This is a genomic window from Sinomonas sp. P47F7, assembly GCF_049332655.1.
Classification (GTDB): domain Bacteria; phylum Actinomycetota; class Actinomycetes; order Actinomycetales; family Micrococcaceae; genus Sinomonas.
The window spans coordinates 3295826-3314032 of the sequence record NZ_CP186327.1 but is presented as its reverse complement, the minus strand read 5'-3'; the positions used below and the strand labels follow the sequence as shown (position 1 = coordinate 3314032).

The 18207-nt window shown below is 70.8% G+C and carries 15 protein-coding genes and 3 pseudogenes; 13 read left to right on the top strand and 5 right to left on the bottom strand.

Annotation, left to right across the window (positions count from 1 at the left end; translation table 11 throughout):
* Window positions 1-48 precede the first annotated feature (48 nt).
* The 3 genes from glgX to treZ are packed head-to-tail and all read left to right on the top strand — an operon-like array spanning window position 49 to window position 6668.
* Window positions 49-2520, top strand: coding sequence for a glycogen debranching protein GlgX (glgX, locus tag ACOKR1_RS15465; RefSeq protein WP_422933853.1), 2472 nt, complete (start codon window positions 49-51; stop codon window positions 2518-2520).
* A 1-nt stretch (window position 2521) separates the two neighbouring features.
* Window positions 2522-5011, top strand: a complete 2490-nt coding sequence (gene treY / locus ACOKR1_RS15460) for a malto-oligosyltrehalose synthase (protein WP_422933852.1) — start codon at window positions 2522-2524, stop codon at window positions 5009-5011.
* Window positions 4917-6668 (top strand): malto-oligosyltrehalose trehalohydrolase, encoded by a 1752-nt coding sequence (gene treZ, locus ACOKR1_RS15455; protein ID WP_422936664.1) that lies wholly within the window; start codon window positions 4917-4919, stop codon window positions 6666-6668. The genes treY and treZ overlap by 95 nt, the downstream gene beginning before the upstream one ends.
* A gap of 36 nt (window positions 6669-6704) precedes the next feature.
* Here treZ and ACOKR1_RS15450 read toward each other — a convergent pair whose 3' ends face one another.
* From ACOKR1_RS15450 to ACOKR1_RS15440, 3 genes are all read right to left on the bottom strand, one after another.
* Window positions 6705-7643 (bottom strand): SDR family NAD(P)-dependent oxidoreductase, encoded by a 939-nt coding sequence (locus ACOKR1_RS15450; protein ID WP_422933851.1) that lies wholly within the window; start codon window positions 7641-7643, stop codon window positions 6705-6707.
* Between the two features lie 45 nt (window positions 7644-7688).
* Window positions 7689-8306 carry a TetR/AcrR family transcriptional regulator gene (locus ACOKR1_RS15445; RefSeq protein WP_422933850.1) on the bottom strand — a complete coding sequence of 206 codons (618 nt, stop codon included), beginning with the start codon at window positions 8304-8306 and terminating at the stop codon, window positions 7689-7691.
* A gap of 172 nt (window positions 8307-8478) precedes the next feature.
* On the bottom strand, window positions 8479-8745 hold the full coding sequence (locus tag ACOKR1_RS15440; protein ID WP_415855522.1) for a GlsB/YeaQ/YmgE family stress response membrane protein: 267 nt from the start codon (window positions 8743-8745) through the stop codon (window positions 8479-8481).
* 131 nt (window positions 8746-8876) lie between these two features.
* Here ACOKR1_RS15440 and ACOKR1_RS15435 point away from each other — a divergent pair, with 131 nt between their 5' ends.
* Entirely contained in the window at window positions 8877-9893 is a 1017-nt protein-coding gene (locus ACOKR1_RS15435) for an aldo/keto reductase (RefSeq protein WP_422933849.1), read from the top strand.
* Window positions 9894-10031: 138 nt separating this feature from the next.
* On the opposite strand, the gene ACOKR1_RS15430 is transcribed toward ACOKR1_RS15435, so the two are convergent.
* The gene (locus tag ACOKR1_RS15430) at window positions 10032-10280 is read right to left on the bottom strand and encodes a PLD nuclease N-terminal domain-containing protein (protein ID WP_422933848.1); all 249 of its coding nucleotides are present in this window, start codon (window positions 10278-10280) and stop codon (window positions 10032-10034) included.
* A gap of 130 nt (window positions 10281-10410) precedes the next feature.
* On the opposite strand from ACOKR1_RS15430, the gene ACOKR1_RS15425 reads away from it, so the two are divergent.
* Window positions 10411-11496, top strand: a complete 1086-nt coding sequence (locus ACOKR1_RS15425; protein WP_422933847.1) for an inositol-3-phosphate synthase — start codon at window positions 10411-10413, stop codon at window positions 11494-11496.
* A 180-nt stretch (window positions 11497-11676) separates the two neighbouring features.
* Here the strand turns inward: ACOKR1_RS15425 and ACOKR1_RS15420 are convergent.
* Window positions 11677-13200: pseudogene (locus tag ACOKR1_RS15420) on the bottom strand (IS1182 family transposase).
* Here ACOKR1_RS15420 and ACOKR1_RS15415 point away from each other — a divergent pair.
* The 8 genes and pseudogenes from ACOKR1_RS15415 to ACOKR1_RS15380 all read left to right on the top strand — a co-directional run bounded on the left by ACOKR1_RS15415 (window position 13159) and on the right by ACOKR1_RS15380 (window position 18195).
* Window positions 13159-13335, top strand: coding sequence for a hypothetical protein (locus tag ACOKR1_RS15415; protein WP_422936728.1), 177 nt, complete (start codon window positions 13159-13161; stop codon window positions 13333-13335). The pseudogene ACOKR1_RS15420 and the gene ACOKR1_RS15415 sit on opposite strands and share 42 nt — an antisense overlap.
* 644 nt (window positions 13336-13979) lie before the next feature.
* The gene (locus tag ACOKR1_RS15410; protein ID WP_422936727.1) at window positions 13980-14126 is read left to right on the top strand and encodes a hypothetical protein; all 147 of its coding nucleotides are present in this window, start codon (window positions 13980-13982) and stop codon (window positions 14124-14126) included.
* 100 nt (window positions 14127-14226) lie between these two features.
* The gene (locus ACOKR1_RS15405; RefSeq protein WP_422936726.1) at window positions 14227-14481 is read left to right on the top strand and encodes a hypothetical protein; all 255 of its coding nucleotides are present in this window, start codon (window positions 14227-14229) and stop codon (window positions 14479-14481) included.
* Window positions 14439-14954 (top strand): hypothetical protein, encoded by a 516-nt coding sequence (locus ACOKR1_RS15400; protein ID WP_422933846.1) that lies wholly within the window; start codon window positions 14439-14441, stop codon window positions 14952-14954. Before ACOKR1_RS15405 ends, ACOKR1_RS15400 begins: the two co-directional genes overlap by 43 nt.
* A gap of 116 nt (window positions 14955-15070) precedes the next feature.
* Window positions 15071-15238: pseudogene (locus ACOKR1_RS15395) on the top strand (GntR family transcriptional regulator); the annotation flags it as partial.
* A 125-nt stretch (window positions 15239-15363) separates the two neighbouring features.
* Window positions 15364-15717, top strand: a complete 354-nt coding sequence (locus ACOKR1_RS15390) for an FCD domain-containing protein (RefSeq protein WP_422933845.1) — start codon at window positions 15364-15366, stop codon at window positions 15715-15717.
* Window positions 15718-15807: 90 nt separating this feature from the next.
* A pseudogene (locus tag ACOKR1_RS15385) lies at window positions 15808-17132 on the top strand (aspartate/glutamate racemase family protein).
* Between the two features lie 499 nt (window positions 17133-17631).
* On the top strand, window positions 17632-18195 hold the full coding sequence (locus ACOKR1_RS15380; protein WP_422933844.1) for a hypothetical protein: 564 nt from the start codon (window positions 17632-17634) through the stop codon (window positions 18193-18195).
* The last annotated feature ends 12 nt before the right edge of the window (window positions 18196-18207 follow it).

Sequence of the window (18207 nt, the reverse complement as noted above, 5' to 3'; positions counted from 1 at the left end):
GATGCGAGGCACCGGGTCCACGGCGACCCCACAGCCGCAAGGAGCTACATGGAGATCTGGCCGGGAACTCCCTACCCGTTGGGCGCAACGTTCGACGGGACGGGGACGAACTTCGCGCTCTTCAGCGAGGCCGCAACAAAGATCGAGCTCTGCCTCTTCGATGCCGAGCGAGAGGAGACCCGGATTGAGCTGGCCGAGGTCGACGGATTCGTGTGGCATTGCTACCTCCCCGACGTCCAGCCGGGTCAGCTCTACGGGTACCGCGTCCACGGTCCCTACGACCCGAGCCAGGGGCAACGCTGCAACCCCTCGAAGCTGCTCCTCGACCCGTACGCGAAGGCCGTCCACGGCCAGATCGACTGGGCGCAGCCGCTCTTCTCGTACAACTTCGGCGAGCCGGAGAGCCGGAACGACGAGGACTCGGCCCCGCACATGATGCTGGGCGTCGTGACCAATCCGTTCTTCGATTGGGGCAGCGACACGCAGCTCAAGGTGCCGTACCACGAGACAGTGATCTACGAGGCCCACGTCAAGGGCCTGACGAAGCTCCACCCCGAGATCGCGGAGAGCCAGCGCGGCACGTACGCGGGCGTCGCGCACCCAGCTGTGATCGCCCACCTCAAGAAGCTCGGTGTGACGGCGATCGAGCTCATGCCCGTGCACCAGTTCGTGGACGACAACACCCTCCAGGACAAGGGCCTGCACAACTACTGGGGCTACAACACCATCGGGTTCTTCGCTCCGCACGCGGGCTACAGCTCGTCGGGGGATCTCGGCTCGCAGGTCCAGGAGTTCAAGGCGATGGTCCGCGCCCTTCACGACGCGGACATCGAGGTGATCCTCGACGTCGTCTACAACCACACCGCGGAGGGCAACCACCTCGGGCCCACGCTGTCCATGAAGGGCATCGACAACGGCCGCTACTACCGGCTCGTGGACGACGACCCGCAGTACTACATGGACTACACGGGCACCGGGAACTCGCTCAACGCCCGGCAGCCCCACGCCCTCCAGCTCCTCATGGACTCGCTGCGCTATTGGGTGACGGAAATGCACGTGGACGGCTTCCGCTTCGATCTCGCCTCGACGCTCGCGCGCGAGTTCTACGACGTGGACCGCCTCTCGAGCTTCTTCGAGCTCATCCAGCAGGACCCTGTGGTCTCGCAGGTGAAGCTCATCGCCGAGCCGTGGGACGTGGGTCCCGGCGGCTACCAGGTGGGCAACTTCCCGCCCCAGTGGACCGAGTGGAACGGGAAGTACCGCGATACCGTGCGCGATCTCTGGCGCGGCGAACCGGCGACGCTCGGCGAGTTCGCGTCGCGGCTCACGGGCTCGGCGGATCTCTACGAACGGGACGGGCGGCGCCCCGTCGCGTCCATCAATTTCGTCACGGCCCACGACGGCTTCACCCTCCGCGACCTCGTCTCCTACAACGAGAAGCACAACGAGGCCAACGGCGAGGACAACCAGGACGGCGAATCCCACAATCGCTCGTGGAACAGCGGCGCCGAGGGGCCCACGAAGGACGAGAAGGTTCTCGAGCTGCGCGCACGCCAGCAGCGGAACTTCCTCGCGACGCTCTTCCTCTCGCAGGGCGTCCCCATGATCAGCCACGGCGACGAGCTGGGCCGCACCCAGCAGGGGAACAACAACGCGTACTGCCAGGACACCGAGCTGACCTGGATCAACTGGGAGACCGTGGACCGGCCGCTCGTCGAGTTCACGGCCGCCGTCGCTCGTCTCCGCGCGGAGCACCCCACTTTCCGGCGAAGCAAGTTCTTCGTGGGCAAGCCAGTGCGCCGCGAGGAGAACGACCGCCTGCCTGACATCGTCTGGCTCCGGCCGGACGGCAAGACCATGGTGCCCGAGGACTGGGACACGGCGTTCGGGCGCTCCGTCGGCGTGTTCCTCAACGGGAACGGGATCAACGGTGTGGACCGCCGCGGCCAGCCGATCAAGGACGCCCACTTCGTGCTCTACTTCAACGCGCACGACGACGAGGTGACGTTCCGCCTGCCTCGGCGCAAGTACGCGCCCGGCTGGGACGTTCTGCTCGACACCTCGGGGGCGCTCCCGGTCGGCAAAGAAGTCCCCGCCGGGGGCGAGCTCGGCATCGCGGCGAAGAGCCTCGCCGTCCTGCGCGCCCACGAGGCCGCCGCGGCCGAGGTTGATCACTCCGTGGCCGCCTCGCTCGCCGCGCTCGCCGAGAGCGAGGGCCGCATCCCCGAGGCACCACGGCTCGCGGCCAGGCGGGTGCCGCCGGCTCCGCCGGCCCCGCCCGGCGCGTCCCCGAAGCCTCACACCGAGGAGGCGCCGTCCGAAGGGCCACCGGAGGGCTCGCCACCCGACACCGACGCGCCGCCAGCCGGGAATCAGCCGGCCGAGAATCAGCCGGCCGAGAATCAGCCAGACAAGGATCAGCCGGCCGAGCCGCGGCGCCCATCTCGCCCGCAGTCGCACCGGACAGCGCCGCTGGGGGCGAGGCGGCAGTCACCAACCGTCAGGAGGGGCAGAACCTGAAATGCGCAGTCCGTCGTCGACGTACCGACTCCAGATCCGTCCGGGCTTCACGCTCGACGACGCCGCGCGCGCCGTTCCCTATCTCCACCGGCTCGGCGTGGGGTGGGTCTACCTCTCGCCGGTCCTGACGGCGGTCCGGGGATCCGAGCACGGCTACGACGTCGCGGACCCCACACGGGTTGACCCGGAGCGGGGCGGTCCCGAGGCCCTCGAGCGTCTGGCCGCGGCCGCGCACGGCCTCGGGATGGGCGTGATCATCGACATCGTGCCCAACCACCTGGGCGTCGCCGAACCCGAGCAGAATCCCTGGTGGTGGTCCCTCCTGCGCGAGGGCCCGGCGTCGAAGCACGCCGACGCGTTCGACGTCGACTGGCCGGCCGGGGGCGGCAGGCTGCTCCTTCCGCTCCTCGGATCCGAGGCAGACCTCGACGGCCTGCGCGTGGAGGGCGATCGCCTGTACCTCGGCGGGCTTGCCCTGCCGATCGCGCCCGGGACCGCGAATCCCGGGGACACCCCGCGGGACGTCGCCGCGAGGCAGCACTACGGGCTCATCCCGTGGCGCGAGGGCGACACGCGGCTGAATTACCGGCGGTTCTTCACGATCACGAGCCTCGCCGGCCTCCGCGTCGAGGTCCCCGAAGTGTTCGACGACGCCCACGCCGAGGTGCGCCGCTGGTTCGAGGAGGGGCTGGCCGACGGGCTGCGGATCGACCACCCCGATGGCCTCGCCGACCCCGTGGGGTACCTCCGGCGGCTCCGCGAGCTCACGGGCGGGGCGTACACGGTCATTGAGAAGATCCTCGAGCCCGGAGAGCACCTCCCCGCGGAGTTCGCGTGCGAGGGGACAACGGGCTACGACGCTCTGGGGCTCATCGACCGGCTCTTCGTCGACCCGTCCGGGCAGGCGAGCCTCGACGCGCTCGACGCCTCCCTGCGCGCGGAGGCCGAGGACGGCGGCGGCTCGCCACAGTTCGAGCGGCTCGCCCGGGCGGCGAAACACGAGATCACGGCAGGGCCCCTCGCGGCCGAGATGCTCCGGCTCGCGCGGCTCGTCCCCGAAAACCTTGGCGCGCTCGCGGACCGGAAGCGCGTCGTCGCGGCCCTCGGCGAGATTGCCGCGGCGTTCCCGGTCTACCGCACGTACCTGCCCGACGTGCCCGGCGGGGAAGCCGTGCTTGGGAGCGCATGCCGGGAGGCCGCCGTCGTGCGCCCCGATCTCGGCGAGGCGATCGCCGCGCTCGAGCCGCTCCTCGGGGCCCCCGGCACCGAGCTGTGCCGCCGCTTCCAGCAGACCACGGGCATGGTCATGGCCAAGGGTGTCGAGGACACGGCGTTCTACCGCTACAGCCGGCTCGGGACGCTCACGGAGGTCGGCACGGATCCGGGCCGGTTCTCCGTGGGGCCGGACGAGTTCCACGCGCGGGCTGGCGAGCGCGAGCGGGACTTCCCCGGCTCGCTCACGGCCCTCACGACCCACGACACGAAGCGCAGCGAGGACGCCCGCGCCCGCATCTCGGTCATCTCCGAGCTCGCGGACGAATGGGCGGAGTTGGTCCCGGCGCTTCTGGAACGTGCGCCGCTCAAGGACGGTCCGCTCGCGAACCTCGTGTGGCAGGCGATCGTCGGTGCGTGGCCGGCGGACGTGGGGCGGCTCACCGAGTATGCGCTCAAGGCCGCGCGCGAGGCCGCGCTGCACACCACGTGGATCGACCCGGATGAGGCGTTCGAGGCTCAGCTCCGGTCGCTCGTCGTGGCGGCGTTCGAGGATCCGACGGCACGCCGCCTCGTGGCCGACTTCGCGCGCCGCGTCGAGCCGTTCGGCGCCTCGAACGGCCTCTCCGCCAAGCTCGTGCAGCTCGCGGGGCCAGGCGTCCCGGACGTCTACCAGGGCACGGAGTTCTGGGATCACTCGCTCGCGGACCCGGACAATCGCCGTCCCGTTGACTTCGCGGCGCGCGAGGCCGCGCTCGCGGCGCTCGACGGCCCAGCGCCCTGGGCGAGGCGCCCGGCGGCGCGCCCCGCCCACCGACCTCGCGCGAGGCCAAGCTCCTCGTCGTCTCGCGCACGCTCCGCCTCCGCCGCGACCGGCCCGAGCTGTTCGAGGGCTACGTCCCGCTCGACGCGAGCGGGGCCGCCGCCGAGCACGCGGTGGGCTTCCGGCGCGGGGCGGGCGGCGCCGTCGTGCTGGCCACGCGCCTTCCCGTGGGCCTCGAGCGGCGCGGCGGGTGGGGCGATGCCGCCGTCGTGCTTCCGTGGCCCACGCGGGACGCGTTCACGGGCGCCGAGCACCCGGCCGGCCGCGTGCCTCTCGCCGAGGCGCTCGCCACGCTCCCCGTGGCGCTACTCGTCCCCGAGGCTGCGCGATGAGCGCGCGCGAGGCCCGCGGACCCGGCGCGGTGTGGGCGCCGCGGGCCGGCGGCGTCGAACTCGTGCTGGGGCCCGAGCGGATCCGCTTGGAGCCGAACGACGGCGGGTGGTTCGCTGTCCCTGAGGCGCACCGGGCGCGCGTCGCCGCGGCGCTCGCGGCGGGGGAGCGCTACGGCTATACAGTCGACGGCGCCGGCCCCTACCCCGATCCGCGCTCCCTCCGTCAGCCCGACGGCGTCCATGAGCTCTCCGCCGGATTCGACCTCGGCACCCACGAGTGGGCGGACGCGGCGTGGCGCGGCCGGGACCTTGACGGGTCCGTGATCTACGAGCTGCACGTGGGCACGTTCACGCCCGAGGGCACGCTCGACGCCGCCGCGGCCCGCCTCCCGTACCTCGCCGAGCTCGGCATCGGATTCGTCGAGCTCCTGCCCGTCAACGCGTTCAACGGCCCGCACAACTGGGGCTACGACGGCGTCCTCTGGTCCGCGGTCCACGAGGGCTACGGGGGCCCGGCCGCGTACCAGCGGTTCGTGGACGCGGCCCACGGGCACGGGATCGGCGTGATCCAGGATGTCGTGTACAACCACCTCGGGCCGAGCGGGAACTACCTCCCGCAGTTCGGGCCGTATCTCCTCGAGGGCGGCGCCACCGTGTGGGGCGACACGGTCAACCTCGACGGCTCCGAGTCGGACGAGGTGCGGGCCCTTATCCTCGACAACGCGCGGCTCTGGCTCGAGGACTTCCACGTCGACGGGCTCCGGCTCGACGCCGTGCACGCATTCGTGGACCGGCGCGCCGTGCATCTGCTCGAGGACCTCGCGGTGGCAGCGGCCGAAGTCGAGGAGCTGACGGGACGGCGCAAGGTGCTCGTCGCAGAGTCGGACCTCAACGATCCGCGGGTCATCGCGCCGCGGGGCCGCGGCGGCTACGGGGTGTACGGGCAGTGGAGCGACGACTTCCACCACGCGGTCCACGTGGCCCTCACGGGCGAGACGGAGGGGTACTACGCCGACTTCGCGGACCCCGAGGCCCTCGCGAAGGTGCTCCGGGGTGGCTTCTACCACGACGGCACGTTCTCGAGCTTCCGAGGGCGGCGGCACGGGCGCCCCCTCGACCCTGACCTGGTGCGGCCCGCCCAGCTCGTGGTGTGCAGCCAGAACCACGATCAGGTGGGCAACCGTGCGGCAGGCGACAGGCCGAGCGCCGCCCTCGACTACAACGGGCTCGCCGTGGCCGCGGTGCTCACGCTCGCCGGGCCGTTCACGCCCATGCTGTTCATGGGCGAGGAGTTCGGCGCGCACACGCCGTGGCAGTTCTTCACGTCCCACCCCGAGCCCGAGCTCGCCCGCGCGACGGCCGAGGGCCGCCTGCGCGAGTTCGAGCGCATGGGCTGGGATCCCTCACTCGTGCCCAACCCCCAGGACCCCGAGACGAGACTCCGCTCAATCCTGGACTGGAGCGAGGCAGAGACGGACGACGGCGCGCGCCTCCTCGCGCTCTATCGGCGCCTCATCGCGTTGCGGGCCGAGGCGACGGGCCTCTGGGAGGGCCGCTTCGACGACACCGAGGTGGCCGGTGGCTCCGCCGGGGACGGCCGGTGGATCGCGTGGCGCCGGCCCGGCGTGGCGGTCGCGGCGAGCCTCGGGCCCGGGCCCGTCGAGTTCCGGCTGGACGGGGTCGCGGGGCGGCGCGTGGCCCTCGCGACCGATCCGGCGATCCGCCGCGAAGGCGACGTCATCGCGTTTCCCGGGCCGGGCGCCGTCGTCCTCGTGGAGTGAGCGCGGGGCGCGGGCCCTCTCCCCGAGGCGCCGCGCCTAGGACGCCTGGCTCGAGATGTCGGCGAGCAGAGCGCGGGTCTCGGCGACGACTCGATCGCTGAACTCGGCGTCGCGGATCTGGACTGAGCCAAGCATGGGCCTGCCGGTCTCGTCGTAGTACACACCGGTGCTGCCCGATTCATCGGTCAGGACCTTGGCGATCATGCGGCCGGCGAGCTTGGGGGTGCTCCAGTACTTGACGAACGGCGCGAGCGGTGCCGTGACGTACTTGAGCAGGAAGCGCACGGCGGCGTTGGCGTCGCGGCTCAGCCCGGTTCCGGGGTTGAAGCCCGGCTCCACGGCATTGAAGCGGAGGCGCGGAGTCTCGCGCGCGAACGCGAAGACGGTGGCCAGGTTGCACTGCTTCGACGTGGCGTACGCATCGAGGCCAGGCATGGACGCGCCGCCGGGCAGCCACTCTCCGCGCAGGCTCGCCTCGGCGGAGACGTACCGCGCGCCGCGGAAGCCGGCGGCGACCGCGGGCTTCCGCTCGGGGTCCTCGACGGCTGAGCACGTGAAGACGACGTTCGCGCCGTCGGGCAGGTGGGGGATGAGCGCCTCGGTGAAGACGAAGGGACCGAGGTGGTTGGTCGTAAACGCGAGGTCCCATCCCTGCGCCGTCTGGACGGCCTGCGCCGGGGAGATGCCGGCGTTGTTGAGGAGGCCCGCGATCGGGAGGCCCAGCGCGACGATGTGCACGGCCGCCCGCCGCACGCTCTCGAGGTCGGCGAAGTCACATACGACCGATACCGCATGGCCGCCGGGCCGCGCATTGATCTCGTTCTCAACTTCATGGAGGCGTCCCGGGTCGCGGCCCACCAGCACGAGCGTGCCGTGCGGAGCCATCTCGAGCGCGGCGCGCCGCCCGATTCCTGAGGTGGGTCCGGTGATGATCCAGGCCTTGGCCTGCGGGGAGATGCGGCTCGACGTGTTCATGATTTCTGTTCCCTTCAGCGGGTATTGGGGCGGTGTGGTGCGTTGTCAGCGCGGTGGGGTGGGGCCGTTCGACGGCGGGGTGGCCCGGGTGGGCTCGCCTGACAGCACCTGCCACACGGCCTCGAAGGCGACGCGGCTGCGCGCCTCGGCCTCTCCGGGCTCGCGGATCATTGCGTCGATGGCCGCCTCGGCCATGGCGCTGATGAGGGCCAGGACGAAGCCGAGCGGCACGGCCTCCATGGGCCCGCCGGCGCGACTCCGGTCGATGAGCTCCGCGATGCCGCCAAGGGCCGCGCTTGCCTGGCGGTGGCTCTGGGCGGTGACGCCGTCCGCGACGTCGAGTTGCGCGAGGGCCCGCCGTTTGCGCGGGTTGGCCGTGGCCCAGTGCGACCACTGCGCCCACAGGTGGCGGACCTGCTCGCGAGGCTCCTTCCCCGCGGGAAGACCGGCTATGGCGGCCGCGCCCATCTCGGTCTTGAGGGCCACATAGAGCTCGTTGAACAGCGTGGTCTTCGTATCGAAGTAGACGAAGAGGGAGCCGTTGGAGACGCCAGCTTCCTTGGCAATCGCCGCTGTTGTCGCCCCGAGGCCTTGGGCTGCGATGACTCGCGTGGCGGCGGACAGGATGGCGCCGCGGCGGTCTTCGCTGCGTGGTCTGGGCATGGCCTCAGTGTATAAGAGAGTGACTAGTCACTCAAGGTCTGGGAGCGGCGACCCTGAAGCGAATGCCGGCCGGGCGCCGTCGTCCGCCAGGTTCCGCGCGGGGAGGTGGGCAGCGAGAAGCCCCGCCCAGGGCTGTGCCGGACGGGGCTCGTGGCTTGGAGCTGCGGTGGGGCTACACCCGACGCCGCCCCCTGATGGCGCTCCAGATGAGCAGGACGACGATCGAGCCGACGATCGCGGTGATCCAGGTCCGGAACTCGAAGAAGCTTCCCAGGGTGTTGCCCCCGAAGATCAGGCCCCCCAGCAGGCCGCCAAGCCAAGCCCCGACCACGCCCAGGATGAGGGTCGCGATCCAGCCGCCGCCCTGCCTCCCGGGGAGAATGGCCTTGGCGATGGCTCCGGCGATGAGGCCGAGAATGAGGAATCCGATGAATCCCATGGCTACTCCTTACGTCGTGCGCGTTCGGTAGGAATACGGCGCTAAGAAGACTCTATGACGTGCCAGCGTCACATTCGACTGTGCTGCCGCTCACTTTGTCCGGCCTCGGGGCCCGTCCTAGGATCGAGGCCGTGACCTACACCGCGGCGGACGGCCGCTATGACGCGATGCAGTACAACCGGGTGGGACGCAGCGGGCTCAAGCTGCCAGCCATTTCGTTGGGCCTCTGGCACAACTTCGGCGACGACAAGAGGTTCGAGGACCAGCGGGCCATCCTGCGCCGCGCCTTCGATCTCGGCGTGACCCATTTCGACCTCGCCAACAACTACGGGCCTCCTCCGGGGAGCGCCGAATCCAACTTCGCGCGGCATCTGCGCGAGGACTTCCGGCCGTACCGCGACGAGCTCATCATCTCGACGAAGGCCGGCTATCTCATGTGGGACGGTCCCTACGGCGAGTGGGGCTCGCGCAAGTACCTCATCTCGAGCCTCGACCAGTCGCTCCAGCGTATGGGCCTCGAGTACGTGGACATCTTCTACAGCCACCGGCCGGACCCCGACACTCCGCTCGAGGAGACGATGGGCGCCCTCGACTACGCCGTGCGCTCGGGCCGGGCGCTCTACGCGGGCATCTCCTCCTACACGCCGCAGCAGACGCTCGAGGCCGCGCGCATCCTCCGCGAACTCGGCACGCCGCTGCTCATCCACCAGCCGCGGTACTCGATGGCCGATCGCTGGACCGAGCAGGGGAGCCCGAACCTGTACCAGGCTCTCGACGAGGTGGGCGCCGGATCGATCGTCTACTCGCCGCTCGCCCAGGGGCTCCTCACGAACCGGTACCTCCAGGGCGTGCCCGAGGATTCGCGGGCGGCGAAGGAGCACTTCCTTCGGTCCTCCTCGCTCACGGAGGACAAGCTCGCGATGGTCCGGGCGCTTGACGGCCTCGCGACCGGCCGCGGTCAGACGCTCGCCCAGATGGCCATCTCGTGGGTCCTGCGGCCTCAGCCCTCGGGGGCGGCGCCCGTGACGTCGGCGCTCGTCGGGGCGTCTTCGGTTGCCCAGCTCGAGGATTCGCTCGGCGCCCTCGCGGGGCCCGAGTTCCTCGACGACGAGCTCGCCGAGATCGATCGGATCCTCGCGGGCCGCTGACCCCGCAACGGCGGGGACGGGACCCCGCAACGGCGGGGACGGGACCCCGCAACGGCGGGGACGGGACCCCGCAACGGCGGGGACGGGACCCCGCAAAGTTGTGGGGTCCCGTCCGAGTCCTTGCAGGGTCGCGTGCCCCTACTGGTGGGTCGGCGGGATCTCCGGCCGCTTGCGGCCGAAGAGGAAGTAGCCGATCGGCCCGAACGTGTTCACGAACGTCGCGAGGAACCACACGAACTTCGGCCCGCGCACCTGCTCGGCCGGGCGGCGAGCGAGGTCGCGCCACGCGAGGATCTTGAGGGCGAGATCGAACGCCCCCATGATGACGACCCCGGCGCGCCCTCCCGCGCTCATGTCCTTCCACTGCTTTTTGGTTCGGCGTGCCATGACCCCTCCTGTGACAGTCTGTGACTCGAGTCTAGGCCGGGGCGCACGGTCGGGCGTGGTGGATACGATGGCTGTGCTCTCCGGCGCCGGATGCCCGTCCGCCGGGACTTGATGATCTGCAAGGAGAACCGTGTCTGAGAATCCGATCCGTGTGGCTATCGTCGGCGTGGGCAACTGCGCCGCTTCCCTCGTGCAGGGCGTGCAATATTATCGCGACGCGAACCCGGAGGACACGGTTCCCGGCCTCATGCATGTCGAGTTCGGCCCTTACCACGTGAACGACCTCCAGTTCGTCGCGGCGTTCGACGTCGACGGCAAGAAGGTCGGCGTGGACCTCGCCGAGGCGATCCTCGCGAGCGAGAACAACACGATCAAGATCGCGGACGTCCCGCCCACCGGCGTCACCGTCCAGCGCGGCCACACGCTCGACGGCCTCGGCAAGTACTACCGGGAGACCATCGAGGAGTCGGACGCGGAACCCGTGGACATCGTCGAGGCCCTGCGCGAGGCGCAGGTCGACGTGCTCGTGTGCTACCTGCCGGTCGGCAGCGACAAGGCCGCGAAGTTCTACGCCCAGTGCGCGATCGACGCCCACGTGGCGTTCGTCAACGCGCTCCCCGTGTTCATCGCGGGCGTTCCGGAGTGGGCGCAGAAGTTCACCGAGGCCGGGGTGCCGATCGTGGGCGACGACATCAAGAGCCAGATCGGCGCGACGATCACCCACCGCGTGCTCGCGAAGCTGTTCGAGGACCGCGGCGTGACCGTGGACCGGACGTACCAGCTCAACGTGGGCGGCAACATGGACTTCAAGAACATGCTCGAGCGCGAGCGGCTCCAGTCCAAGAAGATCTCCAAGACCCAGGCCGTGACCTCGAACGTCGAGGCCGAGCTGGCCCCTCGCGACGTGCACATCGGCCCGAGCGACTACGTCGAGTGGCTCGACGATCGCAAGTGGGCGTTCGTGCGGCTCGAGGGCCGCAACTTCGGCGACGCGCCCGTCTCGCTCGAGTACAAGCTCGAGGTGTGGGACTCGCCGAACTCGGCTGGCGTCATCATCGACGCCGTGCGGGCGGCGAAGATCGGGCTCGACCGGGGGATCGGCGGCCCGCTCACGTCCCCGAGCGCCTACTTCATGAAGTCCCCGCCCGAGCAGCGCGCCGACGATGTGGCCCGCGCCCTGGTCGAGGCCTTCATCCGCGGCGAGGTCGAGCGCTAGGAGACTGCTGAACAAGCTCCCTTCGCAGGTTGGCTGGTGGCGTGATCGGTGCCGCCTTGGCCAGTCGAACGGCGGGTTTGGTCGGCTCTGGGTGCAGCATGGGTCCGTCCCGCCTGTGCAGGGCGTCGTGGTGCCCCTGGCGTTGGGTTCGAGGCTGTCTTCTGGGGGCCTGCGGCGCGATCAGGCCAGCTGCCAGGTTCCGTTGTCGAAGCTGAGGCCGAGTGCGAGCAGTCGCCTGAGGTTCAGGGCGGCGACCCGGTGGTGGAGCCAGCTGTTGCTTCTCCACGCCCCGGTAGGGACGCGGCGGTTGCCCCGGGTCAGCCACGCGATCGATCTCTCGACCATCGGCCGCTTGGCCCGATAGGTGGTCTGGAAGCCTTCCGCGGTGGCCCGCCTGCGGTGTGCGCGCTGGAGCAGGTCGTGGGGATGCACCTCGATCTTGCGACCGTCTCTGGCCGTGGTGCACTGCGATCGCAGCGGGCAGTGGGCGCAGACGGCGCCGAACACGGCCTTGCGGGTCTTGGTGAGCCGGCGGGTGTGCCCGGCCGGGCAGGTCAGGGTCCCTGCCTCGCCGTCGTGGGCGAAGTCGTCGATGGTGAACCCGCCCTCGACCGCGGGCCGCAGCGGCCACGGCTTGATAATCGGGGTCCACTTCCGCTGGTCCAGGGCGTGCAGCATCTCCCCGGACCCGTAGGCCGAGTCGCCGAGCACCTCGACGGCCTCCTGCCCGGCGATCGTCGGGTCGGCGGCGACCAGGTCCTTGCCGACGGATGCGTCGGAGTTCTCCGGGCCGTTGGCCTTGGTCAGCTTCACCGCGGTGGTCAGCCCGGTCTCCGGCTCGACCACCACATGGGCCTTGAACCCGTCCTGCCGGCGCTCCCGGGTCTTGTGCGCGTGCCGGGTCTCCGGGTCGACGGTGGAGATCATCCGGTCCGGTGCGACGCTGCGGGCGATCCGCCACCGCCCGTCGCTGCCGTCGGAGTCCTCCGCGGGCTCGACGTCCTGCCCGGCCACCAGCGCCAGCAGCGCCACCGCCTCCGCAGGCCTCCCGCCCGCGGCCTGGGCGGCATCGACGTCCAGCGCCGCGAGCAGCGCGAGCGCGTCGTTGACCAGGGCTGTGACCAGGCCGTCGCGCGCGGCCGCATCGTCCCACACGATCCGCGGCTTCCCGGCCGAGGCGTAGTCCTGCCCGGTCAGCCCGGCCAGCCGGGTGCACTCGGCGGCGATCACCGCCTCCGCGCCGGAGACCTCCCGGCCGACCCGCCGGATCGAGGCGACCAGCTGGGTGACCGTGTCCTGCCGGGCAACCGCGTCGTCCAGCACCGTGGAGTCAAGCGCCCGCCGCGTCCCCGCCCACCGCGCCGGTCGCGGCCACCACGTCCCGGACCGCCTCGAAGATCCGCTGCGGCCGGGCGCTGGCCGCGAGCCGGCGCCGCCAGTAGGTCAGGGTGGTCGGATGGAACGCCCGGTCCGCGACCGCGAAGCCGCAGGCGGCCTTCCACCGCAGGTCGAAGGTCACCGCCTCGGCAGCCTCGCGATCCGAAAGCCCGTTCAACGCCTGCAGCACCAGGACCGTGGCGACCACCTCGGGCGGGACCGAGGGCCGGCCCCGGCCGAGGGAAAGAGATCCTCGAACATCTCCGCCGGGAACAGCTTCAGCCGATGCCCGGCCAGGAAGGCGAAGACGCTGCCCGGAACCAGCAGATGCCCGGCCAGCGCCTCAACGTCAAGGAACTCACGCTGTCCATCGTCGCGACCCTGCATGAAGCCAGTCTAACCCTCCCCGGCCCGAAGCAGGGAGGCGCGCCCGCCCGCCCGACTTCTTCAGCAGTCTCCTAGGCGCACCTTCCCTCGCGAGGCGAGCGCCGCCGTCGTCCGGTCACAGGACGACGGCGGCGCTCGCCTTTCGCGAGCAGGGTCCCGCCCTGGGGAGCGGAGACGGACCCAGCCTGAACGGGATCCCGAATTGGGATCCCAAATCTCTTGACTGTGGCTCGAGTCACCATCTATCGTTCTTTGGGATCCCAAGCCGGGATCCCAAAATTAACGTTGCGCACCTCCCATGGCCTGTCCGCTCCCGGACCGGTCAGGCTCTTCCCAATGTCGTGAAGGAGGACACGTGTCCCTTCAAGAGGAAACCTCGCCGCAGCGCTCCGCTGGAACCGCGGAGGCAACCGCGGCCGCTTCGGCCAAGCGCACCGGCGTGCGCTGGAAGCTCTTCATCCTGCTGCTCGTCCTCGTCACCGTGAACTACGTGGACCGCGGGTCCATCTCGGTGGCGCTTCCCATCATCCAGAAGGAGTTCAACCTCACCCGGAGCTCGTGGGGCTCCTGCTCTCGGCATTCTTCTGGACCTACGCGTTCATGCAGGTCCCGGTCGGCTGGCTCATCGACCGGTTCGGGCCGCGCAAGGTGGTCACGGTCTCCTGCATCGGCTGGGCGCCGCGACCGCGGCCTCCGGACTCACGGGCGGCTTCCTCAGCATGTTCATCGCCCGCATGGGCATCGGCGTCACCGAGGCGGGCGTCATGCCCGCGGGCGGCAAGCTCAACGCCCTCTGGATGCACTCGAAGGAGCGCGGCCGCGGCGCGACCATCCTCGACGCGGGCGCCCCGCTCGGGCCGGCGTAGGCGGCATCCTCATCACGGGGCTCATCGCGGCGTTCGGCGGCTGGCGCATGGCGTTCATCATCGCGGGCATCGCGACCGTGGTGCTCGGCGCCCTCATCTGGTGGTACGTGCGGACAACCCCCGTCAGCACCGCGCCGTCAACGACGCCGAGGCGGACTACATCGAGGCCTCCCATCGCGCCGAGGACGAGGCCGCCCAGGCCGCGGGCAGCACCTCGCGCCGCGGCCTCCTGCCGTACCTCAAGTTCCGCTCGTTCTGGGCCATGTGCTTCGGCTGGCTTGGCTTCAACGGGGTGTTCTACGGCCTGCTCACGTGGGGCCCGCTGTACCTCGCCAGGCCAAGGGCTTCAACCTGAACACGATCGGCTGGTCGACGTTCGTGATCTTCGGGGCAGGCTTCGTGGGCGAGATCCTCGGCGGCACGCTCGCCGACCGGCTCCGCGCGAAGGGCTACGGCACGAACGTCGTCATGCGCTCGCTCCTGGGCGCGTCGAGCGTCATCGTCACGGCGGGCCTCGTCGGGGTGACGATCGTCGGGGACCCGATCGCCGCCGTCGTGCTTCTCTCGGTGGTGCTCTTCTTCCTGCGCTGGGTGGGCCTCTTCTGGGCCGTTCCGGCGACGCTCGGCGGCCGGACCAACGCCGGGGTGCTCGGCGGGGCCATGAACCTCAGCGGCAACATCGCGGGCTTCGTCACGCCGATTGCGGTCGGCTTCATCGTCGGGGCGACCGGCGGGTACACGGGGGCTCTCCTGTACTTCGTCGGCTCGGCGATCATCATGGGCGCCGCGGTCCTCGCCCTCGACTACAGCCGGCGGCTGCCGGTGTGATTGGGGCCGTCCGGTGGGCCCGCATCCAAGGGCCCACCGGCCGGCCCGTGATCGAATGGAACTGAATCGCGTCCGCTGCGCCTCCAGCGTGCAGCCCGAACCGAGGGGAAACCCGCATGGCCCAGTCCGCCGAAGAACCGCAGCGCGATCGACCGCTGCGCGAGGTGATCCGCGACACCCTGCGGGCGCGCGTCTTCGAAGGCCACTACGCCCCGGGGACCCGGCTCATCGAGCGAGACCTCGCGGCCGAGTTCAACGTCTCGCGCCTCCCCGTTCGGGAGGCGCTGCGGATGCTGGTCCAGGAGGGGATCCTCGCCGAGCGCGCCTCGCGGGGTTCGGTCGTGGCGTCGCTCAGCGAGAAGGACGTCGAGGACCTCTTCGACGTGCGGCTTTCGCTCGAAGTCCTTGCGTGCCGGCTTGCTGCGCAGCGAGCCCCCCCGCGGACATCGAGCGGCTCGAAGATCTCCTCTCGAGGGCTGCCGACGCCCTGGCGCGCGGCAGCGTTAACGAGGCGCACCGGCTCAACAGCGAGTTCCACGACGACGTCACCCGCATCGCGGACAACGGCTTCCTCCGGACGGCGCTCGAGCCGCTTCAGGGCCGCATGCACTGGCTTTTCCGGCACGTCACCGACCTGCCGGAGCTCGTCCAGGAACACCGCGACCTCCTTGCGGCGATCGCGAGCGGAGACCCCGATCGCGCCGCGGCCCAGTCGGCGCTACACATTGGCAAGTACAGAGAGCAGTACCCAGACACGGTCTGACCTGCGTGGGCCAGCCAGAAACATCGTCAAGCACGGGCCGGCGCAATACCCAGACACACGGTCTGACCTCTTCAAGTTCAAGGAACCACCATGAGACTTCTCGTCGTCAATCCGAACATCAGCGAGGACGTGACCGAGCTGATCCGCGCCGAGGCGGCACGTTCCGCCGCCCCCACCACCGAGCTCGTGGTGCGCACGGCACCGCGCGGCGTCGAATACATCGAGACCCGCTTCGAGTCGCTGCTCGCGGCCGGCGCCGTCGCGGAGCTCATCGCCGAGCATCGCGACGAGGTCGACGGCGTTGTCGTCGCCGCGTTCGGCGATCCCGGCATGCCCGCACTCAAGGAACTCGTCGACGTCCCTGTCATCGGCATCACGGAGGCGGCGCTGTGCGCCGCGGCGCTCCAAGGGCATCGCTTCTCCATCATCGCCATCTCGGACCGGATCACTGCGTGGTACGCGACTGCGTGGAGCACTTCGGCTTCGGCGGGCGGCTCGCGTCGATTCGCTCGATCAGGGAAGCGCTGCGGGGCATCGGCACGGTCCAGGCCGACTTCCGGCCCACGCTCGTCGAGCTCGCACGGCTCGCGGTCGCGGAGGACGGCGCCGACGTGGTCATCTTGGCCGGCGCACCGCTCGCGGGCCTCGCCCGGGACGTCGCGTCGGAGATCCCTGTACCCGTTGTCGATGGGATCGGCGCCGGGATCAGGCTCGCGGAGGCGGTCGTCGCGCTCGACTGGGGCCTCATCGCGCCGGGTCCTTCGCCGCGCCGCCGCTCAAGCGGCGCACGGGCCTCGCTCCGGCCCTCGACGCGGCGCTCGGCGCGGCACGGCTCGAGACCGGGGCCCTCGCATGAACGACCTCGTGATCGCCCACGGACTCGTGGTCAACTCGTTCGGCTCGCAAGCCGCGCACGTCGTGGTCAACGGCGGTCGCGTGACGGCCCTCGTCGACGCATCCGAGCCCGTCCCGCCGACCGAGCGGCTCGTGGACGCCGCCGGCCGGGTGGTCATCCCGGGGGGCGTGGACGCCCACTGCCACGTGGCCCAGGTGACGGGCCGCTTCCGCACCCTCGACGACTACGCCGTGACGACCGCGGCCGCCCTCTGGGCGGCACCACGACGATCCTCGATTTCGGCATCCCCCGCGACGCGAGCGAGACCCCGCTCGAGGCCGCCAAGAACAAGCTCGCGCTCGCCCGCGAGGCGCGCTGCGACGTCGCCCTCCACGGCTCCGTGGTCGCGTGGACGAGACGGTCCCGCGCAGCTCGAGGAGCTCGCCCGCCTCGGGATCCGGTCCGTCAAGCTGTACATGACGAACCGCGGCACCACCATGGCGGACGACGACACGGTGCTCAAAGTCATGCGCGAGATGGCCCGCCTGGACGGCCTCACCTACATCCACGCGGAGCATGACGCGATGATCGCGGACTGCACGCAGGAGCACGCCGACGCGGGCGAGATCGGCATCGAACACCTGCACGAGACGCGCCGAGCTTGCCGAGGAGGCCTCCGTGCGCGAGGTCCTCGCGATGGCCGAGTACACGGGAGCCCCAGCGTATTTGTGCACCAATCCACGCCCGGCGCCGTCGACCTCGTTGCCGAGGCCCGCGCCGCGGCCTCGCGGTCCATTCCGAGACATGCCGCACTACCTCGTGCTGACGACGGCGTCTATGCCTCGCGCTTTCCCAGTGGTTCGCGTGCTGCCCGCCCATGCGGTCGCGGGAGACCGTCGCGGCCCTGCGCGAGCGCTTCGCGGAGGGCTCGGTGCACACCGTCTCGAGCGACCATTCGTGCTACGACCTGACGCAGAAGCGCGAGCGGACTGACGACGTCCGGTACATGCCGCACGGGCTTCCCGGCGTCGAGACCCGCATGCCCGTCGCGTTCACGGCGCTGGCCGAGGCGTTGGGGGGTGCCGTGGCCTTCGGCTCGCCGGGCGCGGACGACGGCGGGTCCCGGCCGCCGCGGCAGGCTCCGCCGGGGCTGGGCTGCTCGAGCGCTTCGTGGAGCTGTTCTCCGCGGCGCCCGCCGGATCAATGGGCTGCCCGGCAAGGGCGTCATCGCCCCGGGCCACGACGCGGACCTCGTGGTCTTCGACCCTGCCGAGTCCCGGACCGTGGACGGCCGCGCGCTCCACATGGGAACGGACTTCTCGCCGTTCGACGGCCGGGAGCTTCGGGGCTGGCCGCAGGCCGTCGTCGCGGGGGGCCGCGTGGTGCTCGACGAGCACGGCTTCCACGATCCCGGCCCCGCGGGCCGGTTTGTGCCGCGCCTCGGCTACCGGGAGGCGGCGCAGCAGGCCGCCGCCCAGGATCCTGGTGGCCGAGTTCGCAGCGGTCGGCGTGCGCGCCGGCGGAGAGGGGGAGTGACCATGGTCCAGCCAGCCCGGCCCGTACGGATCGGCATGATCGTGCCGTCGTCCAACACGTGCCTCGAGCCCATGACGTATCGGATCCTCGGGACCGCGAGGACGTGACGGTCCATTCGA

Coding starts and splice junctions, on each gene's coding strand:
- glgX (WP_422933853.1), top strand. CDS start 49: ATGGAGATCTGGCCGGGAACTCCCTACCCGTTGGGCGCAACGTTCGAC.
- treY (WP_422933852.1), top strand. CDS start 2,522: ATGCGCAGTCCGTCGTCGACGTACCGACTCCAGATCCGTCCGGGCTTC.
- ACOKR1_RS15450 (WP_422933851.1), bottom strand. CDS start 7,643: ATGAACACGTCGAGCCGCATCTCCCCGCAGGCCAAGGCCTGGATCATC.
- ACOKR1_RS15445 (WP_422933850.1), bottom strand. CDS start 8,306: ATGCCCAGACCACGCAGCGAAGACCGCCGCGGCGCCATCCTGTCCGCC.
- ACOKR1_RS15440 (WP_415855522.1), bottom strand. CDS start 8,745: ATGGGATTCATCGGATTCCTCATTCTCGGCCTCATCGCCGGAGCCATC.
- ACOKR1_RS15430 (WP_422933848.1), bottom strand. CDS start 10,280: ATGGCACGCCGAACCAAAAAGCAGTGGAAGGACATGAGCGCGGGAGGG.
- ACOKR1_RS15415 (WP_422936728.1), top strand. CDS start 13,159: ATGCCCGGCCAGGAAGGCGAAGACGCTGCCCGGAACCAGCAGATGCCC.
- ACOKR1_RS15410 (WP_422936727.1), top strand. CDS start 13,980: ATGTTCATCGCCCGCATGGGCATCGGCGTCACCGAGGCGGGCGTCATG.